30 protein-coding genes and 1 riboswitch are annotated in these 25,909 nt (G+C 43.0%); of the genes, 3 read left to right on the forward strand and 27 right to left on the reverse strand.

What is annotated here, in order from left to right:
* Positions 1-32 precede the first annotated feature (32 nt).
* The 14 genes from JFU56_RS16795 to JFU56_RS16860 form a co-directional block, all read right to left on the reverse strand.
* Positions 33-335: an urease subunit gamma gene (locus JFU56_RS16795; protein WP_198438421.1), complete on the reverse strand. Its 303-nt coding sequence runs from the start codon at positions 333-335 to the stop codon at positions 33-35.
* A 95-nt stretch (positions 336-430) separates the two neighbouring features.
* Positions 431-1,126 carry an urea ABC transporter ATP-binding subunit UrtE gene (gene urtE, locus JFU56_RS16800; protein ID WP_198438478.1) on the reverse strand — a complete coding sequence of 232 codons (696 nt, stop codon included), beginning with the start codon at positions 1,124-1,126 and terminating at the stop codon, positions 431-433.
* Complete coding sequence (urtD, locus tag JFU56_RS16805; RefSeq protein WP_198438422.1) at positions 1,126-2,085, reverse strand: urea ABC transporter ATP-binding protein UrtD; 960 nt, start codon at positions 2,083-2,085, stop codon at positions 1,126-1,128. Before urtD ends, urtE begins: the two co-directional genes overlap by 1 nt.
* Positions 2,082-3,248, reverse strand: coding sequence for an urea ABC transporter permease subunit UrtC (urtC, locus tag JFU56_RS16810; RefSeq protein ID WP_198438423.1), 1,167 nt, complete (start codon positions 3,246-3,248; stop codon positions 2,082-2,084). The genes urtD and urtC overlap by 4 nt, the downstream gene beginning before the upstream one ends.
* Positions 3,249-3,251: 3 nt before the next feature.
* A complete protein-coding gene (urtB, locus tag JFU56_RS16815; protein WP_242065996.1) occupies positions 3,252-5,003 on the reverse strand; it encodes an urea ABC transporter permease subunit UrtB in 1,752 nt (583 codons plus the stop codon).
* Between the two features lie 86 nt (positions 5,004-5,089).
* Positions 5,090-6,391, reverse strand: a complete 1,302-nt coding sequence (gene urtA, locus JFU56_RS16820; protein WP_198438424.1) for an urea ABC transporter substrate-binding protein — start codon at positions 6,389-6,391, stop codon at positions 5,090-5,092.
* 229 nt (positions 6,392-6,620) lie between these two features.
* Positions 6,621-7,238, reverse strand: a complete 618-nt coding sequence (gene ureG, locus JFU56_RS16825; protein WP_198438425.1) for an urease accessory protein UreG — start codon at positions 7,236-7,238, stop codon at positions 6,621-6,623.
* 12 nt (positions 7,239-7,250) lie between these two features.
* Positions 7,251-7,928 carry an urease accessory protein UreF gene (locus JFU56_RS16830; RefSeq protein WP_198438426.1) on the reverse strand — a complete coding sequence of 226 codons (678 nt, stop codon included), beginning with the start codon at positions 7,926-7,928 and terminating at the stop codon, positions 7,251-7,253.
* A 28-nt stretch (positions 7,929-7,956) separates the two neighbouring features.
* On the reverse strand, positions 7,957-8,439 hold the full coding sequence (gene ureE / locus JFU56_RS16835) for an urease accessory protein UreE (RefSeq protein WP_198438427.1): 483 nt from the start codon (positions 8,437-8,439) through the stop codon (positions 7,957-7,959).
* A 1-nt stretch (position 8,440) separates the two neighbouring features.
* Entirely contained in the window at positions 8,441-9,031 is a 591-nt protein-coding gene (locus tag JFU56_RS16840; RefSeq protein WP_198438428.1) for a HupE/UreJ family protein, read from the reverse strand.
* Between the two features lie 76 nt (positions 9,032-9,107).
* Positions 9,108-10,811: an urease subunit alpha gene (gene ureC / locus JFU56_RS16845; RefSeq protein ID WP_198438429.1), complete on the reverse strand. Its 1,704-nt coding sequence runs from the start codon at positions 10,809-10,811 to the stop codon at positions 9,108-9,110.
* A 3-nt stretch (positions 10,812-10,814) separates the two neighbouring features.
* Positions 10,815-11,132, reverse strand: coding sequence for an urease subunit beta (locus JFU56_RS16850; RefSeq protein ID WP_198438430.1), 318 nt, complete (start codon positions 11,130-11,132; stop codon positions 10,815-10,817).
* Positions 11,133-11,142: 10 nt separating this feature from the next.
* On the reverse strand, positions 11,143-11,445 hold the full coding sequence (gene ureA, locus JFU56_RS16855) for an urease subunit gamma (protein ID WP_198438431.1): 303 nt from the start codon (positions 11,443-11,445) through the stop codon (positions 11,143-11,145).
* 56 nt (positions 11,446-11,501) lie between these two features.
* Positions 11,502-12,371, reverse strand: a complete 870-nt coding sequence (locus tag JFU56_RS16860; protein WP_198438432.1) for an urease accessory protein UreD — start codon at positions 12,369-12,371, stop codon at positions 11,502-11,504.
* Between the two features lie 807 nt (positions 12,372-13,178).
* Positions 13,179-13,292, forward strand: a riboswitch (TPP riboswitch).
* A gap of 86 nt (positions 13,293-13,378) precedes the next feature.
* Between JFU56_RS16860 and thiB the strand changes: the two genes are divergently transcribed.
* The 3 genes from thiB to thiQ are packed head-to-tail and all read left to right on the forward strand — an operon-like array spanning position 13,379 to position 16,804.
* The gene (gene thiB / locus JFU56_RS16865) at positions 13,379-14,386 is read left to right on the forward strand and encodes a thiamine ABC transporter substrate binding subunit (protein WP_198438433.1); all 1,008 of its coding nucleotides are present in this window, start codon (positions 13,379-13,381) and stop codon (positions 14,384-14,386) included.
* 23 nt (positions 14,387-14,409) lie between these two features.
* Entirely contained in the window at positions 14,410-16,014 is a 1,605-nt protein-coding gene (gene thiP / locus JFU56_RS16870) for a thiamine/thiamine pyrophosphate ABC transporter permease (RefSeq protein WP_198438434.1), read from the forward strand.
* Positions 16,007-16,804: a thiamine ABC transporter ATP-binding protein gene (gene thiQ, locus JFU56_RS16875; protein ID WP_198438435.1), complete on the forward strand. Its 798-nt coding sequence runs from the start codon at positions 16,007-16,009 to the stop codon at positions 16,802-16,804. The genes thiP and thiQ overlap by 8 nt, the downstream gene beginning before the upstream one ends.
* 80 nt (positions 16,805-16,884) lie before the next feature.
* Here the strand turns inward: thiQ and JFU56_RS16880 are convergent, their stop codons facing one another.
* The 13 genes from JFU56_RS16880 to JFU56_RS16940 form a co-directional block, all read right to left on the reverse strand.
* Entirely contained in the window at positions 16,885-17,214 is a 330-nt protein-coding gene (locus tag JFU56_RS16880; protein ID WP_198438436.1) for a hypothetical protein, read from the reverse strand.
* 15 nt (positions 17,215-17,229) lie between these two features.
* A complete protein-coding gene (locus tag JFU56_RS16885; protein WP_198438437.1) occupies positions 17,230-17,598 on the reverse strand; it encodes a cytochrome C in 369 nt (122 codons plus the stop codon).
* Positions 17,595-18,818 carry a sulfite oxidase gene (locus tag JFU56_RS16890; protein WP_198438438.1) on the reverse strand — a complete coding sequence of 408 codons (1,224 nt, stop codon included), beginning with the start codon at positions 18,816-18,818 and terminating at the stop codon, positions 17,595-17,597. Before JFU56_RS16890 ends, JFU56_RS16885 begins: the two co-directional genes overlap by 4 nt.
* Before the next feature lie 13 nt (positions 18,819-18,831).
* Positions 18,832-19,080 carry a c-type cytochrome gene (locus tag JFU56_RS16895; protein ID WP_242065997.1) on the reverse strand — a complete coding sequence of 83 codons (249 nt, stop codon included), beginning with the start codon at positions 19,078-19,080 and terminating at the stop codon, positions 18,832-18,834.
* A gap of 365 nt (positions 19,081-19,445) precedes the next feature.
* Positions 19,446-19,712 (reverse strand): YihD family protein, encoded by a 267-nt coding sequence (locus JFU56_RS16900; protein WP_198438440.1) that lies wholly within the window; start codon positions 19,710-19,712, stop codon positions 19,446-19,448.
* Between the two features lie 210 nt (positions 19,713-19,922).
* Entirely contained in the window at positions 19,923-20,807 is an 885-nt protein-coding gene (locus JFU56_RS16905; RefSeq protein WP_198438441.1) for an ABC transporter substrate-binding protein, read from the reverse strand.
* Positions 20,808-20,813: 6 nt separating this feature from the next.
* On the reverse strand, positions 20,814-21,689 hold the full coding sequence (locus JFU56_RS16910) for a metal ABC transporter permease (protein WP_017223454.1): 876 nt from the start codon (positions 21,687-21,689) through the stop codon (positions 20,814-20,816).
* Positions 21,689-22,441 (reverse strand): metal ABC transporter ATP-binding protein, encoded by a 753-nt coding sequence (locus JFU56_RS16915; protein WP_101061884.1) that lies wholly within the window; start codon positions 22,439-22,441, stop codon positions 21,689-21,691. The genes JFU56_RS16910 and JFU56_RS16915 overlap by 1 nt, the downstream gene beginning before the upstream one ends.
* Positions 22,442-22,443: 2 nt before the next feature.
* Positions 22,444-23,427, reverse strand: a complete 984-nt coding sequence (locus tag JFU56_RS16920; RefSeq protein ID WP_198438442.1) for a metal ABC transporter solute-binding protein, Zn/Mn family — start codon at positions 23,425-23,427, stop codon at positions 22,444-22,446.
* Positions 23,428-23,459: 32 nt separating this feature from the next.
* Positions 23,460-24,083 carry a DUF6162 family protein gene (locus JFU56_RS16925; RefSeq protein WP_198438443.1) on the reverse strand — a complete coding sequence of 208 codons (624 nt, stop codon included), beginning with the start codon at positions 24,081-24,083 and terminating at the stop codon, positions 23,460-23,462.
* Complete coding sequence (locus JFU56_RS16930) at positions 24,080-24,400, reverse strand: hypothetical protein (protein ID WP_198438444.1); 321 nt, start codon at positions 24,398-24,400, stop codon at positions 24,080-24,082. The genes JFU56_RS16925 and JFU56_RS16930 overlap by 4 nt, the downstream gene beginning before the upstream one ends.
* A 102-nt stretch (positions 24,401-24,502) precedes the next feature.
* On the reverse strand, positions 24,503-25,339 hold the full coding sequence (locus JFU56_RS16935) for a DUF4198 domain-containing protein (RefSeq protein ID WP_198438445.1): 837 nt from the start codon (positions 25,337-25,339) through the stop codon (positions 24,503-24,505).
* A gap of 16 nt (positions 25,340-25,355) precedes the next feature.
* Positions 25,356-25,901, reverse strand: coding sequence for a DUF2271 domain-containing protein (locus tag JFU56_RS16940; protein WP_198438446.1), 546 nt, complete (start codon positions 25,899-25,901; stop codon positions 25,356-25,358).
* Between the last annotated feature and the right edge of the window lie 8 nt (positions 25,902-25,909).

Genomic DNA, 25,909 nt, shown 5'->3' on the forward strand with positions numbered 1-25,909 from the left:
GCTTGTTTGTGTTTTATTCACCATAACAACCCCTATATAATTGGTTCATGGACGGTGACAAGCTTGGTTCCATCCGGGAACATCGCTTCGACTTGCACATCTGAAATCATTTCAGGCACCCCTTCCATGACTTGCTCGGCTGTTAATACTGTGCGACCAAATGCCATTAGTTCTGCAACGGTACGACCATCACGGGCACCTTCCATAATGGCAGCACTAATCAAGGCTACCGACTCAGGATAATTCAACTTTAAGCCGCGAGCTAATCGACGCTCTGCTACTAAAGCCGCGGTAAACAATAACAATTTATCTTTCTCTCTCGGCGTTAATTCCATTTACGTCTCCGTTAAGTATTGATATCAATGCTTAAATATACTTTTTAGATTGTTTACACCACTGTGACACAAGCGTTAACAATTTAACACAACCTTTACACAGTTAGATATTCCTGAATAAGCTCATCTGTTAACGTTGCCATTTCACCATTGGCGACAGCACGGCCTCGATCTAATAAACAGAAGTTATCACCAACCTTTCTGGCAAACGGCAATTTCTGCTCGACCAACAACACGGTTAATCCCAATTCTTTATTTAATTTACGGATAATATCGCCAATCTCTTGCACGATATTCGGTTGAATACCCTCAGTCGGTTCATCTAGTATTAGTAATTCAGGATTAATCACCAACGCTCGGCCAATCGCTAATTGTTGTTGCTGACCACCAGACAAGTCGCCACCACGGCGATGTAACATTTCTTTTAATACTGGAAATAATTGATAAATGAATTCAGGGATCTTACGGTCACCTTTAGCGCGGATAGGTAAACCTATCTGTAGATTTTCTTCAACAGTGAGTGAAGAGAATATTTGTCGTCCTTGTGGTACATAACCCACCCCATGTCGAGCTCGACTTTCAGCACTCAGCGGCGTGATATCTTTACCTTGCAATACGATTGCACCACTTTTAACCGGTAACAGTCCCATCACACATTGCAGCAGGGTTGTTTTACCGACACCATTACGCCCCATTAACACCGTGCATTTTCCTTTGGGGATCTGCATATCAAGATCCCACAAAGTATGACTTTCGCCATAAAATTGATTCACACCTTTAATCGATAGCATCATGACTCTCCCAGGTAAACTTGTTTAACTTTGGCGTTATTTTGAATGTCAGCCATCGACCCTTCCGCCAATACACTGCCTTGGTGTAATACCGATACCGTACTTGCAATAGAACGGACAAAATCCATGTCATGCTCTACAACAACAACAGAATGCTGACCAGCCAGTGAATTCAATAATTCTGCAGTGCGATCCATTTCTTGATGTGTCATACCAGCCACGGGTTCATCAACTAATAACAGTTTTGGTTTTTGCATTAATAACATGCCAATTTCCAACCACTGCTTTTGGCCATGCGATAAACTGCCAGCATCCACTGCCGCTTGTTCTTGTAAACCGATTAGCACTAATACTCTTTCGATTTCATCGCACTGCTCACCAGTTAATTTGGCACGGAATACCGACCAAACACTGCGCGATCCCGCCATGGAAAGCTCTAAATTCTGCCATACAGATAAACATTCAAATACCGTGGGTTTCTGGAATTTACGGCCCACACCCGCATTGGCGATCTGCGCTTCATCCATCTTCAATAAATTAAGTTTTGAGCCTAACCAGACTTGCCCCGTATCAGGGCGGGTTTTACCGGTAATAATATCCATCATGGTGGTTTTACCCGCGCCATTAGGGCCGATAATGCAGCGTAACTCGCCTTCTTTGATGTATAAATTAAGGTCGTTAATGGCCTTAAAACCATCAAACGACACGGAGACGCCTTCCAAATACAGTAAGATATTATGACGCGTATCGAGCAATGGGTTATGTGGCGGTTGCAAAAATTTAAAGACCTGATCTCGGCGAGTAAGTTGACTCACATTGTCGCGGATCTGCGCTGTAATTGGCGCAGTAAAACCTTGCCATTCACGGTGCGCACTCTCGGGTACCTCTAGGTCAGTAAATTGCGATGTTAAAGCTGATGCAGTATTCACTTGCGCATTAATCTGATTAGAATTACTCATGATGCACTCTCCTTCGTCGCCAAGTCCTTATTACTGCTTGATTCCTTATTGTGGTTAGACTTCTTATTATGCTTAGATAGGTCAGTAAACCACCCTGTTACCCCTTTCGGTAAAAATAGCGTCGCTAATACAAATAAACTGCCTAATGCAAATAGCCACACTTCCGGTAATTCAATCGTGAACCAACTTTTGGCATAGTTAATTAATAGCGCACCAATAACCGCACCAAATAACGTCGCGCGACCGCCTAATGCCACCCAAACAACAATCTCAATTGAGTTAAGCGGCGAGAACTCTCCGGGATTAATTATGCCGACTTGTGGTACATACAGCGCACCTGCAATACCCGCAATCATTGCCGATAAAATAAAGATAGCCAATTTCACATTTGCCACGTTATAACCAATAAAGCGCACGCGCGGTTCGGCATCACGAATAGCGACAGCCACTTTACCTAATCGGCTTGAAACCACTTTACGACAAGTCAGGTAACCCAATATTAAGGCCACAACAGATGCCATAAATAAGCCGACCTTAGTGGTATCGGCTTGCAAGCTAAAGCCAAGGATATCTTTAAAATCGGTCAAGCCATTATTACCACCAAAGCCCATTTCATTACGGAAAAAAGCCAGCATTAAGGCAAACGTAAGCGCTTGTGTCATGATAGATAAATACACCCCAGATACACGCGATCGAAATGACAAAAATCCGAATACTAACGCCAGTGCTGCAGGCACTAATATTACCATCAAGCACGCGAACCAAAACATATCAAACCCTTGCCAGAACCACGGTAATTCTTGCCAATCTAAGAACACCATAAAATCGGGTAATTCTGGATTTCCATAAACCCCGCGATCACCAATTTGACGCATCAAGTACATGCCCATGGCATAACCACCCAAAGCAAAAAATGCTCCGTGGCCCAAGGTTAAAATACCTAAATAGCCCCACACCAAATCGACAGCCATCGCCAATAAGGCATAAGTCAAATATTTACCCAATAAGGAAATAGTATAAGTTTCGATATGTAAGAAATGACCTTGTGGTAATAATAAATTAAACGCGGGCACCACGATGAGTAGCGTCGTCAGTAACAGCATTAACAGCTGACCACCACGATCTGTTTTTAACATTGAATTTGCGAATAGCGATTGCAACATAGGTTATTCCTCCGCCGCACGGCCACGTTGTGGAAAGAGTCCACGAGGGCGTTTTTGAATAAATAGAATGATGAATACCAATACCAATATCTTCGCGAGAACCGCACCAGCCCAAGGTTCTAATAACTTATTAAATAAGCCTAAACTTAAGCCTGCAACCAAGGTTCCCCACAAGTTCCCAACGCCACCAAATACAACGACCATAAACGAATCAATGATATAACTCTGCCCCATATTAGGACCGACATTGGTTAACTGCGATAAGGCCACACCAGCAATACCAGCGACACCAGCACCAAGGCCAAACGTCATGGCATCGACCCATTCAGAACGCACACCCATAGCACGCGCCATTGAACGATTTTGCGATACCGCACGCACTTGCAGACCTAATGGTGTTTTCTTTAGTACAAAAATCAGAGCACAAAACACCAATAAGCAAAAAATAATGATATAGAGGCGGTTATAAGTCAGTGCCAGCATTGGGTTAAACTCCAACATGCCACTCATCCAATCCGGAGTGACTACAGAGCGGTTTAACGGTGAAAATACACTGCGAACCGTTTGCTGCAGAATAAGACTGATACCAAAAGTTGCGAGTAGCGTTTCCAATGGCCTGCCATAAAGAAAGCGAATAACCCCGCGTTCAATAGCAATGCCAACTAAACCAGAAACAATAAACGCTGCGGGAATAGATAACACTAACGACAGACCAATATTGTCCGGCATTAATTGCTGCATCACATAGGTTGTATAAGCGCCGAGCATAATCAGCTCACCGTGCGCCATGTTAATCACGCCCATCACACCAAAGGTGATCGCAAGACCCAAACCCGCTAACGCTAATACAGAACCGAGGCTCAAGCCAAAATACAAGGTTTCAAGTGTTGAATATACCTGTTGGCTTTGCGCGTAATTGTCTAATCCCCGCTCTGCAGCCTGCCTTAATTCATCATCTGATGTGTTATTCACGACAGTATCTAGTGCACTAAATGCTGTCGGCTCAATCGAGTCTGCTAATAAATTAATAGCGGCTAACAATGCTGTTTTATCTTCCGATGTCGCGACCGTACCAATAGCCAACGCCAATGTTAATAGGGTTTTATTTTTCTCAATATCTTCAGCGGCTAAACGCTGTCGTAATAACGTTTGAACCGCAGGATCAACATTCCCTAGCAAAGCTTGTATTGCTTGCTCACGCAACGCACCATCACTTGACGCTAAATCTAACTGAGCAATGCCTAAACGGATGCTTTTACGTAATTTATTATTCAGCGATACTTTTTTGAAATCACGTTTTTTGGCTATCAAAACCGTACCATTCCCCTCGTCCGTTTGTGCTGCAGTATCAGTAGCATCGCCACTGAACGAACGCGCTAATTTAATCGCCGATTGTCCTGTCGCATAATCTCGAATAAGGAATAAGGTCTTTTGTTTTTTATGATAGAAAATACGACCAGCAAGTAAATCATTGAATAACTGCTTTGCTTGAAACGGGTTTGGGTAGGCTTTTTGACTTAACCAATTTATCGCTGCAATTTTATGATCAAAGTTACGTTGAGAAAGCTGTATCTCAACATCTGAAAATGAATTAACCACCGCTGCAGCCCAACTCTTATTTACCGTACACAAGGTGAATAAAAATAGCAGAGTGCTAAAGCATAAGATCGATGATGATTTTGAGCGCCCTGATATCGAGGGGACAAGTGTTGATTGCACTGATGTTGATGATCGTACACGGGCATCTTTGTTCATAGCTTTCCCTGCCAATTTGGATAACTTACCATGCAAGATAACCAGCACTCATACTGCTTACCTTGCACTTGATAACGAATGAGTGGTTACTTAGACGACCCTGTACATTTCCCAGTCGTCACATTAAAACTGCCGCACGACAAGGGTGCTAACCAACTTGAATAAAGTGGTTTAGAGCTTGGTAGGTAATCAGACCAAGCATCGCCAGCGACAACGCCAGTGGTTTCCCATACTGTCTCAAACTGACCATCATCTTGAATTTCGCCTAACAACACAGGCTTCGTGATGTGATGATTTGGCATCATCGTCGCGTAGCCACCAGTTAAGTTCGGCACTGTCACACCAATAATTGCATCTTGAACAGCACCCGCGTCAGTAGAACCAGCTTTTTCAACCGCTTTCGCCCACATTTTGAAACCTATATAGCTGGCTTCCATTGGATCATTGGTGACACGATCTTCATCTTTGGTGAACTTCTGCCACTTCTCAATGAATTCATCATTCGCTTCTGTCTCAACACTCATGAAATAATTCCATGCAGCTAAGTGCCCAACCAAAGCGGAAGTATCCATTCCCGATAACTCTTCTTCCCCCACCGAAAATGCCACCACAGGAATATCTTCTGCAGACACACCTTGTGACGCGAGCTCTTTATAAAAGGGAACATTCGCGTCACCATTAATGGTAGAGACAACAGCAGTTTTCTTGCCTTTGGCGCCGAACTTCTTAATATCAGCAACAATTGACTGCCAATCTGAATGGCCGAACGGGGTGTAATTGACCATGATATCGCTGTCAGCGACGCCCTTAGATTTAAGGTATGCCGCTAAGATCTTATTGGTCGTACGTGGATAGACGTAATCAGTACCCGCTAAGACCCAGCGTTTTACATCCATGTCATTCATCAAGTAGTCAACCGCGGGAATTGCTTGTTGGTTCGGCGCTGCGCCAGTATAAAAAACGTTTTTAGAAGACTCTTCCCCCTCGTACTGCACAGGATAAAATAACAAACTATCAAGTTCTTCAAATACAGGTAGCATCGATTTACGCGATACCGATGTCCAACCACCGAATACCACATCAACCTTTTCTTTTTCAATTAACTCGCGAGCTTTTTCAGCAAACAGCGGCCAATTTGATGCAGGATCAACAACGACAGCCTCAAGCTGTTTACCTAAAATACCGCCTTGTTTATTTTGCTCCTCAATCATCATTAAAATAGTGTCTTTCAATGTTGTTTCACTGATCGCCATGGTGCCCGACAGTGAATGTAATACACCGACTTTAATACTGTCTTCAGCAGCAATCGAATTAAATGAAGCCATGCCTAATGTAAATGCTAGCGTTGTGGCGAGATGAGAGAATTTAGCTTTGTTAATTGTAACCATGATTTAACTTCCTTATTATGAACCTAGCCCTAAATAGGCAATCGTTATGCCATTTCATAATTAGCTTCATAATAAATATTAAAATTAGCTATAAAAACAAAGCTTTAAAACTGACTCTGAAGTTATGATATATAACCAAGTATCAAGAATATGAGTATTGTTGGTGCAAGCGCAAAGCAGATGCACCACTAAAGGGATAATTAATATGGAAGTTAAAATTAAAGTTTAGTTAACAATCCAACATGCCCTTATCAACGATAAAATCGATAATCTGTTGTAAACCAATCTGTTTTTTCATATTCGCAAACACATAAGGCTTATCGCCGCGCATGCGCTTAGTATCTTGCTCCATCACCGCAAGTGACGCACCAACATACGGCGCTAAATCAATCTTGTTAATCACCAGCAGATCGGAACGAGTAATACCTGGTCCACCTTTGCGCGGGATCTTCTCACCTTCGGCAACATCAATAACATAAATCGTTAAGTCTGCTAGCTCAGGGCTAAACGTGGCACTTAAATTATCACCGCCACTTTCAACAAATACCACATCGAGAGTTTTGTGTAGCTTGGCTAATTCCTCAACCGCAGCCAAGTTCATTGATGCGTCTTCACGGATAGCGGTATGTGGACACCCTCCCGTTTCAACGCCAATAATACGATCAGCATCCAAGGCTCCAGCGCGGGTTAAGATCTTCGCATCTTCTTGGGTATAAATATCATTGGTTACCACAGCAATGTTGTAAGTATCACGAATGCTTTTACATAAAACTTCTAATAATGCCGTTTTACCTGAGCCTACTGGACCGCCAACGCCGATGCGTAACGGTTGTTTAAATTCTGTCATTGTTTAAAATCCTTACGAGCGAAATAATCGCGTATATTGATGTTCATGTCGGCAGCTCGCCATCACTTGCGCTGGCGTAAAGCTGCCTATGTCTTGGTCTTTCGTTGCTAATGCTTGTTGCACAGCAGCAGGTATCAAGGCGGCTAATTTCATTAATAATTGCTGGCCATCACTTTGCCCTAGCGGCACTAACTTAATGCCAACCACGATATTATTTTCTAACCAACTCCAGAGATAACCCCCCAAGGCTTTCTCTAACGAAATAGCCCATTGATTAATTGCTAATGAAAACGCTGCAAGCTGCGTGGTTTCAACCATCTTCGCCAGTTCAGCATCGTCCAATGATATGCCTAACTTTGGCAGTAAGCGCACAAAGGCAAGTCCACGTTGACGCTCTTCTAAACGCATCTCTTTGGTTTCACGGCAGGCGGCTAAATAATCACACCAACCTTGCGCTTGCAGACGATCATGATTAGCCAAGCAGTCCTGTAAGCGAATCAAAATAGGTAATTCGAGACTGGCTAAACTTTCCGACATTTGCCCAGCTAACCAATTTTCTAGCGTAGCCACATTAGTGACCCAACCTTTTTCAATTGCCCACTCAAGCCCTTGTGAGTAGGTAAATCCGCCGACAGGGAGCGATGGACTAATCAACTGATACAATTTTAATTCAGCTAACATATTGTCCATGCTGATCTCCTATTCGTTAAATCGACGATTAATGCGGATGCGGATGCACATACTCTTCTTCACTACCATGGGAATGACCGCCAGTCGTACCACCATAGGCACCCGGCTCAGGTTGGAAAGCAGCATTCTCAACCTTGACCTCTAAGCCCAAGCCAATCAGCATTTCATCTAATACGTGGTCATGAAGAAAACGACACCAGCCCGCTTCGACTTGCAGTGGCACATGGCGGTTACCTAAGTGATAACAACCGCGAGCGAACAAGGTTGGATCGTCACTGCGTGCAGTTGAAACTCGTTCTTTAGCAGCAATGACTTGAACGATAAAATCATCATCTGTGGAGAGTTGTGTGCCATGCGCTAATAACTGACCACGTGGTAAAAACAAGCCGGCATCACGGCCATCTTCAAGCTGTACTTTAAGACGACTCTTGGTACGCTGTAACATGGTCAAACACACATAAGCAGCAACGTGATTAGCTGCGACAGTTCGTATTTTCGTTAACTTGATCATTTTAAGCCCCTAACAAAGCAACAAGTACAGCGCTAACACCCAGTGATGGACTTAACCATTTAGCACTGACTTGACTGCCAATTGCAGCACCAATGGTTAATAAACCAGCCGCACTCACCAACATCCCCGGAACAAACTGTACTAACTGCGCAGCAGCTGTTTCAGCGCCATGCGCCCAACCATGGAACAGCACCATGACGATCGCAGCGCTGGATAATAAATTAACCTTGCTCGCAACTTGCTGGCTTTGCTTCCAAACTGCAACTGCAACGATAAATACCGATGCTAAGATCACGCTTTCCAAACCAGTCATCATGCCCGTTAACGCACCAAACCCAGTCCCAATCAGCATGGTTAATAACGCGCCGAAAATAATACGGACTTGCTTACCTTCCATCTGCGCAGCTAAAAAGCCAACGCCCAGTAGCATAATTAGATGGTCCCCCCCTGTGAGCGGATGTAACAAACCATCAATAAAAGATCCTCCCGCCATACTTTCAGTCCCAGTATGCGCAAGTGCCGCATTAGAGAATACCGCAACAGATAGTGTTGCTAGCGTGATGAATTTTTTTGATGATAGATATTTAGACATTAACTTTTCCTTTATGAAAATTTAAACAAATTGATATTTATGACTAGAAACAATAATTACTTACAATAACAAGGCATTAAAATAAAAAGTAACGCTGCGCCATGGGTAATATTTCAAGCGGTTCACACACCAAAGGCATACCGTCGGCTTTTACCACATAGGTTTGTGAATCCAATTCGATGTTCGGGGTATAGCTGTTATGGATCATGTCTTTCTTACGAATATCACGACAATTTTTCACCTCACCGATCAAGTGAGTTAGCTTTAATTTTTCAGGTATTCCCGCCGCTATCGCCGCTTTTGATAAAAACGTCATCGATGTTGCTGCACGCGTTTTTCCCGTGGCAGCATACATGGGACGATAATGTACCGGTTGTGGTGTGGGGATCGCGCCATTCGGATCGCCCATCGGTGCATAGGCGACTAAGCCACCTTTAATCACAGTGTCTGGTTTTACCCCGAAAAAAGCCGGATCCCATAACACCAAATCAGCCAGTTTTCCGACTTCAATCGAACCGACTTCATGGCTAATACCATGGGCTATCGCTGGGTTGATTGTATATTTTGCAATGTAACGCTTTAAGCGATTGTTATCGGCAAACTCATCATCCCCCGCTAAAGGCCCGCGCTGTATTTTCATCTTGTGGGCACACTGCCAAGTTCGCATCGCCACTTCAGCTACACGACCCATTGCTTGTGAATCCGAACTCATGACAGAGATCGCGCCTAAGTCATGTAAAATATCTTCCGCGGCAATGGTTTCACGACGAATACGTGATTCAGCAAAAGCCACATCTTCAGCAATTGCCGGATCAAGATGATGGCACACCATTAACATATCCAGATGTTCGTCAATAGTATTCACTGTATACGGCATTGTCGGATTGGTTGAGGCTGGTATAATATTGGGTTCGCCGACAGATTTAATCACATCAGGCGCATGCCCGCCGCCCGCACCTTCAGTATGAAAAACATGAATAACCCGATCGCCAATCGCATCACTCGTGGTCTCATAAAATCCGCCTTCATTCAATGTGTCAGAATGGATAGCGACTTGCACATCCATCTCATCAGCCACATTTAGGCAGTTATTGATCGCCGCTGGTGTCGCGCCCCAATCTTCATGAATTTTCAAACCAATGACACCTGCTGCAATTTGTTCACGGATTGCCTCAGGGACACTCACTGTGCCTTTACCCAACAAGCCAACATTAATAGGCAGTTCATCGGCAGCCTCTAACATACGATGCACATTCCAAATACCAGGTGTCACCGTTGTTGCAGTAGAGCCAGCTACCGGTCCAGTACCACCGCCGATAAATGTCGTGGTGCCAGCCGATAAGGCTTCTTCCACTTGCTGAGGACAAATAAAATGCACATGAGTATCAATCGCCCCCGCTGTAATAATGCGCCCTTCACCGGCAATCGCCTCTGTCGCAGCGCCAATGACAATATCAACATTGGGCTGTACATCAGGATTACCCGCTTTACCAATACCAACAATTCGTCCCGCTTTAATACCAATATCGGCTTTAATGATGCCCCAATAATCAAGTATTAAGGCATTGGTGATCACCGCATCAACACAATCCTCACTGAGTTTTTGACCTTGACCCATGCCATCACGGATCACCTTGCCACCACCAAATTTAACTTCTTCACCATAGGTGGTTAAATCAGCTTCTACTTTTAGCATTAACTCAGTGTCCGCTAAACGAATACGATCTCCGGTCGTCGGACCAAACATGTCGGCATACGCTTGTCTTGAAATTTTAGCCATTTGTTACTCCTCCAGCTTTCCCATGACCTTGCCATCAAAGCCATAAATAATACGATCACCAGAAAATGCAACGAGTTCGATAGTACGCATTTGCCCTGGTTCAAATCTCACCGCCATACCAGCTGGAATATCCAATCGAAAACCATACGCTTGGTCACGATCAAAAGAGAGAAACTCGTTTACTTCAAAAAAATGATAATGTGAGCCAACTTGAATAGGTCGGTCACCTAAATTTGCTACGCTTAATATTCGCGATTCATAACCTTGATTAAGTTCGATATCACCTAACGACTCAGTCACTAATACTTCCCCTGGGATCATTTTTTTATCCTCAGATAATAGGTTCGTGAACTGACACTAATTTAGTGCCGTCTGGAAAAGTACATTCTATCTGCACGTTATCTACCATCTCAGGGATCCCATCCATCACCTGTTCCGAGGTCAGAATAGTGCGACCGTAATTCATCAAATCTGCGACCGTGCGCCCATCTCTAGCGCCTTCCATTAATGCACAGCTGATCAACGCCACCGATTCTGGATAATTCAACTTTAACCCCCTTGCTAAACGGCGCTCAGCAACTAAACCCGCCGTAAACAGCATTAATTTATCTTTCTCTCTCGGTGTTAATTTCATAACAACTCCTCCAATTTTTAAACTGCCCTAACAACGTCATAATGACTATCGTTTGATCATGTATGCCAGATCCTTGGAACATCAGGAATAACCCCTAACCAATGCTCCCTCACTATTGACCACACTTGCACATAACTGGCCATCATAGGTTCAGTCTGACGGCCCAATGCACGTACAACTAAGAGACCTTCCAATTCAGTTGCACCTAATAGGACGTCATCACCAAATCGAATTTGCTGGGTATCTATCACCGCATTAATTTTTGCCGCTAAGATATTATCTGCAGGACTAATGTATAAACTGCCAATCATCGGATAGCCGTTTAACGATGCATTTTGTTGGAGTTGTAGTTGGTCTTGTAGGCGTAAATTTTCCACCAGCAATAATTTATCATCTCGGAAGATACGCGCCTGCCCTTTAAGCTGACCACGGATGAAATCCTCCCCCAAAGCAGGACGACCAAAACATTGCATCTCCCAGCCAATAAAGCGGGCATTACCAGTGAGCTTAACTTCAGTCAACAATTGGCAATTGGCTCCAGGAAAGAAAATATTCTCCATTGGTAACCACTCTAAAAATGAGCCATCGGCGGCAGACAAGTGCTGAGACTGCCAGGCCAGCTCACCATTGCTACGATAAAACTTAGTCGCGCCAGGTGTGGTCAATAAGGCATGTGCACCAGATTCGAGTGCTACAGACACACTCAATTGATCACCTCCTACCACACCACCTGGCGGGTGAAGTAAATAGGTATGACAGGTATTTCCTTCGGGGAAAAAAGTTTTCTGAACCATTAAAGGGCCAAGCTGCTGACGTTCAAGTAACCTTGTTTTATCACGCTTAACGCCATACTTTAAGAAAATCTCAGCTCGCCAGCCTTGATGGTTTTGAGGTCGAGAGTAGCTAACTCGCGTAGGTATATTCATTCAGTTTGATGAGCCTATATTTATTGAATTAAAGAATTGAATAATTCAAAATTCATTTCACAACATAATAAAAGCCACGAAGATATCGACTCGCTAAAGAAGATCTTAAAATTAAAAGACGCCAATAAAAGCCGAGGACGAAGTACTCAGACACAGCATATTTAATGATCTTTAATAGAGTCAAAGACAGATATATTTCAGGATTTATTACGTAAATGAATGGAGATAAAAATAGCTTTAAAAATACACGCAAAAAAATAAAAATGCGTCATCGATGACACAAAATAGTTAAATTTTGAAGACGAGTAATGTAATAAAGTTATGTATAAATTCAGATACGAGGATACAAAAACAATCGGGGTGTTTTATTAGCGGAATAACCGACCAAAATAACGCACAATTAAAGAGTGGCTAGTGCACTCAAGTAATCGATTAATTGTTTTCATTTTATATAAATCCTGTAATAAAAAAACGGGGGTAAATATAGCGATAAGTCAAAGAAGAGAAACCTCCTTAAGATACACGGAATATAGCATGACACAAATCCAGCCACTACAAAAACCACACCAACAATTATGATCTATATCAATGAATAATAACTAAAGTGATAACGCATGGTTTTATAATAAAGTAGTTACCAATAAACAGCGTCACGAATACCAATAAAACGATGCATATTCATATTATCTAAAGTAACTCAGCGTCCTGTGGCTCTCCACAACACAGCACATAACTCATGCACTTTATTTTTATAACAATAATCGTCAATCTCACTGGCACTTTAGAGCAAATAAAAATACAATGTGCGCTCACTCATCGGGGTGCTACCAGACTTTTAATAACAGAGTCACAGTGGCTGAGATAACACCCGTATTAACTTGAACCAGATAATGCTGGCATAGGAATGAGATTCGACAGACTGGTTCATATCTGCGTTAAGAAATAATGCACAGATAAGTACGCATTACCGAGTCATAAGTTCTATGCTTCACATTCTAGGAGAACACGTGAAGCACACGATCAAAAAACTAGCACTTTATACGGCCCTACTATTACCTTCACTATCAGTTGCTATTGCAGCCGAAAAACCAGTATTAAATGTCTATACCTACGATTCATTTGCATCTGACTGGGGCCCTGGTCCAAAAGTAAAAACAGCATTTGAAGCGGACTGTAATTGCACCTTGAACTTAGTCGCTTTAGAAGACGGCGTGAGTATTCTTAACCGCGTTAAACTCGAAGGTAAATACACCAAGGCTGACGTACTATTAGGTTTAGACAACAACCTGATGGCTGAAGCGGTAAAAACCAAACTGCTTGCACCACACCAACAAGACACCAGTAAATTATCACTGCCAAACGCTTGGACTAACGAATACTTCATTCCATTTGATTACGGCCACTTTGCTTTTATCTACGACAGTGAAAAGTTGACCAATCCACCAACAAGCCTAGCGGAACTGATCGAACGTAAAGATCTGAGCATCATCTATCAAGATCCACGCACCAGCACACCAGGCCTAGGCTTTATGTTATGGGTTAAAGCAGTTTATGGTGATCAAGCACCACAAGCATGGCAACAGATTGCAGATAAAACAGTGACGATCACGAAAGGCTGGAGCCAAGCTTACGGTATGTTCTTAAAAGGCGAAGCAGACATGGTATTAAGCTATGCTACATCACCCGCTTACCACATGATTGCAGAGAGCGAATTTAAATATAAAGCGGCTGAATTCACTGAAGGTCACTATCAACAAACAGAAGTGGTGGCTCGTTTAAAAGATACGGCAAATCCTGAGTTAGCCGATCAATTCATGGCATTTGTACTTAGCCCTGCTTTTCAAGACGTGATAGCGACAGGCAACTGGATGCTACCAGCAAAACAAGCGGCCGCATTACCAAGCGAGTTTGAAAAACTGATCACTCCAGCTAAAACGATTGAATTCACGCCTGAAGAAGTCGCGCAATCACGTAAATCTTGGGTGAAGGAATGGCGTAACGCTGTTACTCAATAATTCGTCGATAACTAATCAAAATTATGAACGCGAATTCGCATAAATACTGGTGGTGTAGCGCCTTGCTCGCCATCAGCATCATTTTACTCCTAGTAGGCGGTAGTTTTACTGCCCTGCTTAATTTTTCACAAGCCGAGTTAGACTTTAGCAGTGTACTTGCTGACTCCTACACCCAACATGTCATTCGTTTTAGTTTTTACCAGGCAGCCTTATCTACCGGCTTAAGTATTGGTTTGGCGATCCCGCTGGCACGGGCTTTTTCACGCCGAGAATTTGTTGGTAAACAATTAATCATCAAACTATTTAATTTATCGTTAGTATTGCCCATCATCATTGCCATCTTTGGTATTGTCGCCGTGCACGGTAAAAATGGCTGGGTGAACCAAATTTTAGGTTTCTTTAATATTGAAACTGGTCATTATATTTATGGCTTAACTGGTATTCTACTGGCGCATTTATTTTTCAATGTACCGTTAGCCACGCGTATTTTACTGCAAACCCTCGACTCTATTCCCAGTGAATCTTGGCGCTTGGCGAGTCAGCTAAACATGCAATCACGACACATCTTCATTACCTTAGAATGGCCGAAGATAAAGCAGCAATTACCCTCGTTAATTAGCCTTATCTTTATGCTGTGCTTTACCAGTTTCGCGATTGTCATGTCCCTCGGTGGGGGGCCTGATTATGCAACCCTTGAAGTCGCTATCTATCAAGCGCTCAAATTTGAATTTGATATCGAGCAAGCAGTTGCCTTAGCGATAATTCAAGTCGCGATCACTGTCGCCTTAATGCTTTTTAGTGCCATATTTTTAAAATCACAACCTATGTCAGCGCCATCTGGTAATTACTTCCGTCGCCCCGATTGCCATAGCCTCAACAGTAAAGTCTGCGATGGTCTTAGCTTTATCCTCGCGAGTTGTTTATTAGCGCCGCCAATGCTGGCGATCCTAAGCAGCGGTATTAACAGTAATACCCTTAGCGTGCTTAGCCAGCCAATGTTATGGCAAGCAACAGGCATATCATTACAAATAGCCCTGAGCTCTGGTTTGTTAAGTTTATTACTCGCCTGCGCTATCTTATTCTCGACCCGTATATTGAAAGTGCGCTTTAAATTAATGACGTTAGCCTATGGTATCGAAAATATTGGCGCGATTATTCTAGTTGTTCCCGCATTGGTACTCGGCACTGGATTGTTCTTACTATTACGCCCCTATGTCGATGTATTTAGTATTGCCGCTTGGCTGGTTATTCTCGTCAACGCATTAATGGCGCTGCCTTACTTACTGCGCGTATTGAACCAACCTATCCAAGACAGTTTTGCGTCCTATGACAAACTAGCCGTCAGCTTAGGCTTATCACGTTTGCAACGCCTGCGGATTATCGAGTGGCCGTTATTACGTAAACCGATTGCGATGGGATTAGGACTAGCATGTGTGTTATCTCTGGGGGATTTAAGTGTCATCGCGTTATTTGGCAGCCAAAATATGCAAACCCTCCCTTTGGTACTCTATCGTCAATTAGGCAGTTATCAGCTTGATGCCGCTGCTGTAACGGCTATCTTCTTATTAACGCTATGCGGTGTGATCTTCTATCTGTTTGAACGAATTATTGGAGGCAAAAATGCCTAATACAACGCAGCTAAACAAAGCGCGCCCTCAGAGTAATACCAATGCGACGACAAACTGTAATGACAATGTTTCAGTGCAGATAGACAGTGTGTTATTACAAGTAGACAAGATTACCTTTGCGTATGAGCAGATGCAGATGCAATTTGATTTGGTGATTAATCGTGGTGAAACCTTAGCGATCCTCGGCGCCAGTGGTTCAGGAAAATCAACCTTGCTAAATCTTATCGCTGGTTTTAACCAGCCCTTATCGGGAGATATCAGCTTTCAGCAAGTATCCATATTGGCGAAAACCCCAGCGCAGCGACCGATCACCACCTTGTTTCAAGAACATAATTTGTTTAACCATTTAACGGTAAAGCAGAATATCGCCATTGGTTTAGCACCAAGTATGAAACTGGACGCGAGCCAACAAGCTGCACTTGAGAAAGCGGCGCAGCAAGTCGAAATAACAGAATTACTCAACCGTCTGCCCGGTGACTTAAGTGGTGGCCAGCGTCAGCGTGTTGGCATTGCCCGTTGTCTAGCTCGTAAACAACCTTTGTTATTGCTCGATGAACCGTTTAGTGCCCTCGATCCCGCATTACGTCAAGAGATGCTGCGCTTGATTGCTAAGCTGAATAAAGCACATGATATTACTGTGTTAATGGTCACCCACAACCCAGATGATGCCCTGCAGATCGCCGATAATATTGCGTTTGTAGAAAATGGAAAAGTAGCACTGCATGCACCTGCGGCCATTTTAGCCGATCAAGATGCGCCAGAGATGTTGAAACGTTATTTGGGGAAGTAATCAAAGAATGGTAACAGAATGATGAAACGAGCCTATACGCGATGTATAGACTCGCTGCATGTGAGTCTTGTTAACGGTGATTACTGTTTCTTCGGCTGAATGCTAAAGAAATAGGCAACATCGACCATATCTTGGCGACTTAAATACGCCACTTCACCTTCCATAAACGGGCTCTTACGCAAGCCCAGCTTAAAGTTATTTAATTGACGAACGATGTATTTGTATTTCTGCCCTTCCAGATACGGGAAGTAGTTAAATTCTTCTAATCGACTTTCATTATGACAGGCTAAACAACGCTGCGATAACTGCTGGCCATTAGCCAAATTAGGCTTAATAATATCGGCATCAGATGCCATTGCCGTTCCCGAGCCAAATACTAAAGCAGCAGTGAATACGATTTTTTTCATCATGATTTAGAACTCACTCTATTTTGCTGACGGTGGTTGATACTCAGCCGCTAATGGTAATCGTCTAAATGTGGTTAAATCGATTTCTTGCTGGTTATAATAAGTCGACAAATAATCTAATACCGGTTCCCAAGTATCACTCAAATCCCACAAACCTTGACTATCAACCATCCATTGGATGGTTTCTCGCCATTCTTCTTTATTACCCTTGTTTTGAGTAATAATTAAGCTGGTGTGGCAAGCATTACATTGCTTATTAACCAGTTCCCAGCCTGGCGCCATGATCAGGCCAGACTTTTGATCGACTAAATAACTTTCAACTTTTGCTGCGGCAGTCGTACTGACACCAAGCAAAAGTAATAACATTAAATAGCGGAATTTATTCATTTTTGCACCCGAACCGCAATACGGTGACAACCATTAAACATGTAACCTTTTGGATTCCATTGTGGCTGTACCACAGGTTGCGTCTTACCTTCGCTATCCGTCGCTTTTGACCATATTTCGTAATAGCCATGCTGAGGTAAATCAAGTTCGATTGACCAATCTTGCCATGCCATTTGATTTGGCTGTTTTTTCAAGTCAGCAAGGTGCCAAGTGGTACCATAATCATAACTGACTTCCATTTTAACCACTGCAAGTGGACCAGCCCATGCATGACCGCGCACAGCAGTCTTCTGACCTAGTTTGAACTCACTGCCCGTTTGTGGATGGGTGATTAATGATTTCACAATCATGTGTTCGATGATTTCAAAATCATCTAACGGCACTTTCTCACCAGGAGCAACAGGGTATTTAGGCACGCGATAAGCAGGGGATTCCATTTTCTTACCATCATGCTCAACATTACGAATGCTGATACCCGTTGCTGCTTTCGATGAAATAGAGGCAGGGCGACCACCAAATACGATACGCAATGGATAACCGTGTAAGTAAGGGATCTCTTCGCCGTTCATCGACCATGCAATCAATGCATTATCTTCTAGTGCATATTGAATTGGCACACCTCGAGAAATCGCGTCCCCTTTACCACTTAAATGGCGGTCAATACTGTGATGCCCGGTATATACTGCATCATCTTTAATGCCACAATCTTTTAATACGTCACTGACTAATACGCCAGTCCACTCCGAACAATACACAGCGGAATCAGTCCACTGGTTACCTTTAGCTGACGGATAAAAGTTTTTACGACTATTACCACCACACTCCAACGTCAATGCGTAAGTATGATGTTTAAATTTACTTTTTAGATCTGCAATCGTGTATGTTTTTGGCGTTTCACATGATTCACCATCAACAGTGAATTCCCAAATTCTAGGATCCATCGCTTTAAAATCTGGCAGTAAACCATTCCAACGAACAAACGGTACATTAGCAGGTGTTACAGTCGGGTCTAACATATGATCAGCAACATAAGCATTTAACGGCGTACTGTTGAGTACCTTATAGTAATCAGGTAAATCAGTAACCGATGACCACTTTAATGAATCAACTTCTAATGGTGACAAACCTTTCGGTAAATTACCTGCAAATACCCAATTAATCGGTAACATAGCACTGGCACCGACAGCAAATGTGCCTTTAATAAAATCTCTACGTTTCATGCTTAATTAAACCTTATTGTTCGCTGAAGTATTTGGTAATTTTGATGACGTCATCATCAGAAAGTAACTGTACAACCTTGCTCATAGTAATATCTTGTCGCTCGCCACTTTTGAACGCCGCCATCTGATTTCTGAGGTAGATGAGGCTCTGGCCTTGCAGATCCGGTATCGATTGATAAGGGTTAACACCGTTATCACCATGGCAACCCATGCACATATTTTTTAGTTTGTCGTAATCTGCAGAGGCTGCTGAAAATGACATAATAGACAGATATACCCCTGCCAGAATATATCGAGGAACTCGCTTATTTATCATCTTAAGCCGCTATGAGATTTCAAATAAATGAAGTATAACTATGGCGTATTTAGGCGCAATATGGATACAAAAAGTAACATCGAAAATAAAGTAATGGATTGATTTTTAATGAGTAGTTTTTATTTACTTAATTAATTTTTATTCACTTAATTGGCATAAATTAACCGATAATAATTTTGAGGGGAAATGACAGGAATTGATGTACATCAAACAAAGGTGGGAATAATGGCTACAATTTCAATTCTAACTAAAAAAATAACCATTGATAAATTAATTTGTTCACTCATTTAAAATGAATAAATCAGCGGCTATTACGGCACAAAACCACGGGCTTTAAGCAGTGCTGTTTTAAAGTCATCTTCGTGATCTTTGGCTAAACCAGGGATCATTTCGTCTTTCGCACTGTTACGCATTTTCAAATGATAGATAAGCGCATCATCACTCAAATCAGCTAACTCGCCTTCAAATTTCATCTCATCAGCCAAGGTGCTAAGTAACTGCAGCAGATTAGTATCAGGTTCTTTCTGCCATTCTGGTTGTAATAGTTCGATGATTTCATTTAAGCGGTGGTATTTCATATTATTATCCTTATTTAAACTATGGATATTATACCTACTACTAGGCACAAATGAAATAACACGCAATGGCCAGTTCCGTTTGTAATAACGCTTGTCATCCAGCAGTAACGACGACGATTATTAATAAATAGTAAAATACCCCGAGTAATGGAGATTACGCAGGGCATTTTTTATTTAAGAATAGTTATTTAAGAGCTGTTATTTTATAAATTAAAGCGCTAACTGCCAGCGTTGTAATGGCTTATCCGCTTTAATACCACGACCCCAGCGATCGATACTATCAATCGTTAAGATACGAGTCGGATTCGGTACTAATGCTTTAAGCTGTTTACTGGCTCTTTTCGAGGTCAAGATCCATAAGCTATCGTCTTCAGTTAATAGCGCTACCAGTTCCTGTTTGTCTTCTGCCGTCCATTCCAATTCAGGTTTGGTTAAGCGCTCAACCACAAACAACTGATTACCTGAGGCAAAGTCTTCTAGCTCTGTTGATAGCAACACCACAGAGTCAATTTCATTGTCTAACAACATCGCTTGTTGTTGGTTAATCAAATGACGTACTGACATCATCAAAGCTTGTTGATTACTGGTAATTGTCGCCGCTTGCTGTGGCCATATTTGTTGTAAGTCTTGACTCACAATCGCCGTCATACGGGTTAAGTTTGTCGGGTTTAACCAAGTGTAAGCTGAGATAGTCCCGTCGTCTAAACGCAGCGCAGCAACGCCTTGTGCACGTGGTGAAATGGCTTGAGATGCATCCACTTCAATCATACGAATGTTGCCTTTACGCGCATGCACAAATAACGGGTCTTGTGGCCAAACGGCACCTAGGGTAATTGCGACTTGCGCATCAATCGCCGCTTTTTCTGTTAACGTTGCGCCTTTCGAACTAAACCAGTTCGGTAAACGCGATATGCCGTAACGTTTTGGCGGTAAATACTGAGTCGTAATATCCGTGCCTTTAGTTAACTCCGTCGCTAACATATAAGTCACCGGCGTCGCGGTAAGAATGTCTGCAGCATTTATCTTTTGGCTAAAGCCCAATGTTGATGTCAGTAATAATACTGCCGCGCTAACACTTAATAATGGAGAAGTCATAATCAGTTATCCTTTACGCACAATGCGGTAGCAGGTTGCCGTTAAGAAGAAGCTCGTCGATACAATAATGATCGCCGCGCCAGAAGGAATTGGCAGTTTTAATTCCATTGGTAAAATCGTACCAATCAAACAACTTATCGTCGCTAATAACGCCGACATCAGTACAAAGCTCCCCATGTTCTTGGTTAACAGTCGGGCCGTAGCGCCAGGGATCAGTAACAAGGCCCCCACTAACACCGCACCGACAATTTTCACCGAGGCAATCGTCACTAGCGTGATCATCATGACAAATAAATAGTCATAAAAATTAGTCGCGTAACCACGTACTTTAGCAATATCAGGGCTGATGCAGGTCAACAAAATACGGTTAAAGGTGGGTATCAATACCAGTAAAATAACCCCGCAAGTCACCGCCAAGATCAACAAGTCATAATCAGTGATCGTTAAGATCGAACCGAACAATACATTCTCTAACATGTGAATGTTAATCTTACGCGCCACGTACATCAGTAGCGCCGCACCGACCGCTAAAGCAAAGGCAAGGAATACGCCCACCAAAGTATCGTAAGGTACATTGGTGCGGTTACGCACAAAATGCAGCAACAATGCGAAGATCATGCAGAAACTGAATAAACCAATAATTGGATTTTCTGCTGGTTCACCCAGTAATACACCTAAGGCAATACCCGTTAATGCTGCGTGTCCTACCGCTTCAGAAAAGAACGCTAAACGTTTAGCAATGACCAAAGTACCAAGGCCACCTAATAGTGGGCCAAGCAAGATGGCAGCAACAACAGCATTCACCATAAACGAATAAGAGAAGCTCTCACTCAACCAACCTGCATCCACACCCAGTTGTGCCCAATGACGGATAGTATCCATTATTTAACTCCTTGAGCAGGGTTAACGCTTGATGCGCTAACAGATACATTGCCACCAGTATAATGATTGAATAAGCGTTCGATCTTGTCTGCGCGTAGTACCTCAGACACAGGGCCTGAATCAACTAACTGACGATTAACCACATGCACTTGACCATCTAAACGGCGCACTGCACTGACATCGTGATGCACGGCTAAAATGGTTTTATTCTCACGTACTAACTCATGAATTAACGACTCAAGGTAACGCACACCCTGTTCATCCATACCCGTTGTTGGTTCATCAAGCACTAACAGATCGGGGTTATCTAATAATGACTGCGCGAATAACACACGTTGCTGTTCACCACCTGATAACTGTCCCATACGGCGGTCAGTACGGTTCGCCATGCCAACGCGATCTAATTGCGCTAACGCATGATCTTGTTCTTTTTTACGCTTGCGCCAAAACAACGGATTACGACTCTGATTTAACAGAATAAAATCCATCACTGTAAACGGTAAGCTCGACTCAAACGTCGCCTTTTGCGGTACATAACCGATATTGCCTTTATGCTCAGGCCATTGAATATCAATATTGCCCGTGAAAGGCGTTAAGCCTAAAATAGAACGTAATAACGATGTTTTACCACCACCATTAGGTCCCATGATCACATGGCATTGACCAGCTTCTAAATAATGTGAAATGTCTTCTAAAATGACATTGTCACCGTATTGCAAACCAACATTTTGTAAACGAATTGCAGGACCCACGATTAACTTCCTTGCTTGATATTGGTTGCGGTATTAGTCGTTACAGCTGTATCAGCTAACGAACGTTTCGCTGCAAACTTCATTGCTTCAACTAAGGTCGCAAGATTACTTTTCATTTCAACGGCCACTTTATTCTCTTCATATGCACCATGCGTCATGTGCGAGAAACGGTAAAGTTGCACGCCCGTTGCCGCTTCAATCGTTTCAACATAACGGCTTGGCATATTTAATTCGTAGAACAACACATCAATTTTCGATGCGCGGATCTTCTCGATAGTTTCTTGTAACTGGCTAGCACTTGGCTCAACACCGTGTGCAGGTTCAATGACCGCCGCCACATCTACACCAAATTCTTGCAGAATATAACCGTAAGCATTGTGTGTGGTCGCCACCAGCATGCCCGAAGTATCGAGATCGCCTAACGTCAGCATCGCTTGGCGTTTCATTTTGCGGAATTCAGTCGCATATTTACGCGCATTTTTACGGTAAGTACGGGCGTTATCAGGATCAATCTTCGATAACTCTGTGGCGATGGTATAAACCTTTTGAATAGTCGTCGATAGACCCACAAAGGTATGCGGATTTACTGCACCTTCACCTACAGATTGACCAATTGCAGGTAATAACGGCACGTCTTTATTGGCTTTGATCACAATAAGATCATCACGGTCTGCTGCTTTAATTACTTTTAAGGCAAAGTCATCATGGCCAATCGCATTCACAACAATCACGTCCATCTGTTTAAGACGACGTAAATCATTTGGTTGTGGTTGGTAGTTATGCGGGTTAAAACCTTCATCAACGAGTGGCAGTACATTGGCTTTATCACCCACAACCGCTTTCACATAGCTGTAATAAGGTTGCAGGGTAATACCAATAGTGAGTTTTTCAGTCGCTTGAACAGCGCCGCTCATTAGCAACACAGCGCTTGTAGTCACTGCGACGATTAGATTTTTCATGCTGTTTTTCATTGTTTTACTTTTCATTATGAAATCCCATTATTAACTGACGTTACGCTTTAGTGACTGTCTTTGTCGGTATGCGCTGCAGCGCGATTATCTACGCCGGCACGATCTACACCAGCAGTCTCATCACCCGTGAACACAACTTGTTTCCAACCTGCATTGATCAGTTCGCTGGCATTAAGCCCGTTGCCCATCATTGGCTCAGGGCGAGGCATATCTAATGCTAACCACACATCTGGTCTTGCAGCTTGGCTATTCAATATCACCGCAACGCTACCCGTGGTTAACGCTGGAATTCCTTGATATAAAGCCGGAGCAACTTTACGCCACGCATGTTTACCTTTACGCTCCCAACTTTTATCGATAATAAAAGGCGCTAACCATAATTCATCTAATTCAGCCATTTCAGGCCAAGCATCGGCGCCTTCAAACTCAAGGCTATCTTGATGAATATTGCGGATCTCTTCATGCGCTAAGCGTAATTCGCCGATCATCGCCAGCTCCACTGTGGGCAGGTCTTTAATCGATATTTGATGACTCGCGAGCTGTTGCTCGCTCGACGCCGTTTGATGGTAAGGTAACAGCAGTGCTGCAGTGGCAAGAATGGTGATGATGATTAACGCCACCCATTTACCTTCACGGCCGCCATCATCTGGATGAACTGATTGACTGATCATTTTTCACTAATCTCAACAACGTCAACTTCAACAGGGTTTTCATGACCAGCATCGAATACTAAATAGAAATCAGTATCAGGTTTACTAAATTCAGCAATTGAGCGCTTATCCGTCATGCCTTTGGCAATTAAGTTATCATCGTAGTCATACATATTTACAGCGTAATCCACAGCCGTACTGGCATCACTGTAGCCCGCTTCGCAAGCGACTTTGTCAGACTCGAACCAGCAATTCATTAACGGGAAATGGGCACTTGCTGCGCTAGAAAATAAACCTGTCATTAATGAAAACGCGAACACCGTTGGCTTGATTGTCATGAAAACCTCTACAATTATTAATTCGAATAAAAAGCAAAAGCCTGTAATCAGATCGTATCGATTACAGGCTATAAACTGACTAACTGGCAATAACGTGGAAGGTTATTGTAGTAACGCTTCAAACGTAAAGTGCACGTTCACACTTGCTTTGTCAGCCATCGGATCATTTTTCAATTCACCTTTATAATTAGCTTTCATCAAGTAACGACCTGCAACATTCGGAGTGAAAGTCACTTTACCGTCTTTATCACTTACTACGTCAATTTGCTCTTGGTGATTACGGTATAACGTACCTTCACGGGTAATATCCGCAGTAACACCCGATTGTGGCTCGCCATTAAAGAAAAACTGGAAGCTAACCTCTTCACCTTCAACAATGTCTGATGGGTGAGTCAGTGGACGCATTTCAAGGTATTTACCTTCAATTTCTAATGCTTTTTCAGTTGGCATACCAACCGTTACATAGCTTTCTGCGCGTGTGTAGCTCAATTGCGTGCTCACATCACGTGCTTTTTCTGGGAGTAAGTTTGCACGTTCTGCTTTGTTGGCTTGAATACGTTTAACCGTATCGCGACGACCGGCTTTATAAGCCGTGTAGTAAGACGGAACATTGTTAATAGCGACTTTATGCGTACCTTCTTCTTCAAAGTAGAAGTCAAAGATAGAACGACGTTTACCGCGGATCACAAAGTTAGGACGCTCTTTACGGCCATCAGGCATGATCACTTGTGCAAATTCACTGCCGGCAGGCTTATCAAATACGAACGTACCGTGTGATGCAGTTACGTCAAACGTTAACCAATCACCACCTTCTTTTGATACGGTGAAATGCGATGGTAATACCCAACGCGGGTGTGCATTAGCCGTTGTTGTAGCAGCTAGTCCTGCGATAACCGTACAGGCTAAACCTAATACTTTTAATTTGCTTTTTGTAGACATTATCTTTCTCGCTATATTATTTAATTAGGTAGTTAATACGGATATCACCGGTTTCTTCGGTTGGTGCAATGGCGTGACTAAATGGCTTGTCACCTAAGGTCATTTTTTGGCGGATGAAATTACGGCCGCCGTGTTCACGTACTACTTCAACATAAAATGTATACTTACCCGCTTCAACGCGGTTACCATCATTATCTAAACCATCCCAGGTGAAACGGTAATCACCCGCAGGACGAGTGGCAGATGTAACGCCGTCAACCAATGCACGATCGTAACGACCGACTTTGCGCCACCAGCTACGTAAATCTTTTAGCCATTCGTCTTTACCAACCCACAGCTCGACGGTACGCACTGATTTGCGTTTCGAGTTCTCGATCCATACCGCCACATAAGGGCGTGCATACATAGATGAATCAATCTTAGGTAAGCTAAATTCAACCGCTAGCTCTGCAGTCACAGGGATTGGCGCAGCACTTGCTGAAAAAGTCGAAATGAACAGGCTGCTTAATAATGCAATAGATAGTCCGATGCACTGACCAAGACGTTTAAATAACAAAGTCATACAAGATC

The sequence above is a fragment of the Moritella sp. F3 genome (genome assembly GCF_015082335.1).
GTDB lineage: Bacteria > Pseudomonadota > Gammaproteobacteria > Enterobacterales > Moritellaceae > Moritella.

Excerpts from the sequence above, each read along its gene's own strand:
- JFU56_RS16795 (WP_198438421.1), bottom strand. The coding sequence starts at position 335 with ATGGAATTAACGCCGAGAGAGAAAGATAAATTGTTATTGTTTACCGCG.
- urtE (WP_198438478.1), bottom strand. The coding sequence starts at position 1,126 with ATGCTATCGATTAAAGGTGTGAATCAATTTTATGGCGAAAGTCATACT.
- urtD (WP_198438422.1), bottom strand. The coding sequence starts at position 2,085 with ATGAGTAATTCTAATCAGATTAATGCGCAAGTGAATACTGCATCAGCT.
- urtC (WP_198438423.1), bottom strand. The coding sequence starts at position 3,248 with ATGTTGCAATCGCTATTCGCAAATTCAATGTTAAAAACAGATCGTGGT.
- urtB (WP_242065996.1), bottom strand. The coding sequence starts at position 5,003 with ATGAACAAAGATGCCCGTGTACGATCATCAACATCAGTGCAATCAACA.
- urtA (WP_198438424.1), bottom strand. The coding sequence starts at position 6,391 with ATGGTTACAATTAACAAAGCTAAATTCTCTCATCTCGCCACAACGCTA.
- ureG (WP_198438425.1), bottom strand. The coding sequence starts at position 7,238 with ATGACAGAATTTAAACAACCGTTACGCATCGGCGTTGGCGGTCCAGTA.
- JFU56_RS16830 (WP_198438426.1), bottom strand. The coding sequence starts at position 7,928 with ATGGACAATATGTTAGCTGAATTAAAATTGTATCAGTTGATTAGTCCA.
- ureE (WP_198438427.1), bottom strand. The coding sequence starts at position 8,439 with ATGATCAAGTTAACGAAAATACGAACTGTCGCAGCTAATCACGTTGCT.
- JFU56_RS16840 (WP_198438428.1), bottom strand. The coding sequence starts at position 9,031 with ATGTCTAAATATCTATCATCAAAAAAATTCATCACGCTAGCAACACTA.
- ureC (WP_198438429.1), bottom strand. The coding sequence starts at position 10,811 with ATGGCTAAAATTTCAAGACAAGCGTATGCCGACATGTTTGGTCCGACG.
- JFU56_RS16850 (WP_198438430.1), bottom strand. The coding sequence starts at position 11,132 with ATGATCCCAGGGGAAGTATTAGTGACTGAGTCGTTAGGTGATATCGAA.
- ureA (WP_198438431.1), bottom strand. The coding sequence starts at position 11,445 with ATGAAATTAACACCGAGAGAGAAAGATAAATTAATGCTGTTTACGGCG.
- JFU56_RS16860 (WP_198438432.1), bottom strand. The coding sequence starts at position 12,371 with ATGAATATACCTACGCGAGTTAGCTACTCTCGACCTCAAAACCATCAA.
- thiP (WP_198438434.1), top strand. The coding sequence starts at position 14,410 with ATGAACGCGAATTCGCATAAATACTGGTGGTGTAGCGCCTTGCTCGCC.
- thiQ (WP_198438435.1), top strand. The coding sequence starts at position 16,007 with ATGCCTAATACAACGCAGCTAAACAAAGCGCGCCCTCAGAGTAATACC.
- JFU56_RS16880 (WP_198438436.1), bottom strand. The coding sequence starts at position 17,214 with ATGATGAAAAAAATCGTATTCACTGCTGCTTTAGTATTTGGCTCGGGA.
- JFU56_RS16885 (WP_198438437.1), bottom strand. The coding sequence starts at position 17,598 with ATGAATAAATTCCGCTATTTAATGTTATTACTTTTGCTTGGTGTCAGT.
- JFU56_RS16890 (WP_198438438.1), bottom strand. The coding sequence starts at position 18,818 with ATGAAACGTAGAGATTTTATTAAAGGCACATTTGCTGTCGGTGCCAGT.
- JFU56_RS16895 (WP_242065997.1), bottom strand. The coding sequence starts at position 19,080 with ATGTCATTTTCAGCAGCCTCTGCAGATTACGACAAACTAAAAAATATG.
- JFU56_RS16900 (WP_198438440.1), bottom strand. The coding sequence starts at position 19,712 with ATGAAATACCACCGCTTAAATGAAATCATCGAACTATTACAACCAGAA.
- JFU56_RS16905 (WP_198438441.1), bottom strand. The coding sequence starts at position 20,807 with ATGACTTCTCCATTATTAAGTGTTAGCGCGGCAGTATTATTACTGACA.
- JFU56_RS16910 (WP_017223454.1), bottom strand. The coding sequence starts at position 21,689 with ATGGATACTATCCGTCATTGGGCACAACTGGGTGTGGATGCAGGTTGG.
- JFU56_RS16920 (WP_198438442.1), bottom strand. The coding sequence starts at position 23,427 with ATGAAAAGTAAAACAATGAAAAACAGCATGAAAAATCTAATCGTCGCA.
- JFU56_RS16925 (WP_198438443.1), bottom strand. The coding sequence starts at position 24,083 with ATGATCAGTCAATCAGTTCATCCAGATGATGGCGGCCGTGAAGGTAAA.
- JFU56_RS16930 (WP_198438444.1), bottom strand. The coding sequence starts at position 24,400 with ATGACAATCAAGCCAACGGTGTTCGCGTTTTCATTAATGACAGGTTTA.
- JFU56_RS16935 (WP_198438445.1), bottom strand. The coding sequence starts at position 25,339 with ATGTCTACAAAAAGCAAATTAAAAGTATTAGGTTTAGCCTGTACGGTT.
- JFU56_RS16940 (WP_198438446.1), bottom strand. The coding sequence starts at position 25,901 with ATGACTTTGTTATTTAAACGTCTTGGTCAGTGCATCGGACTATCTATT.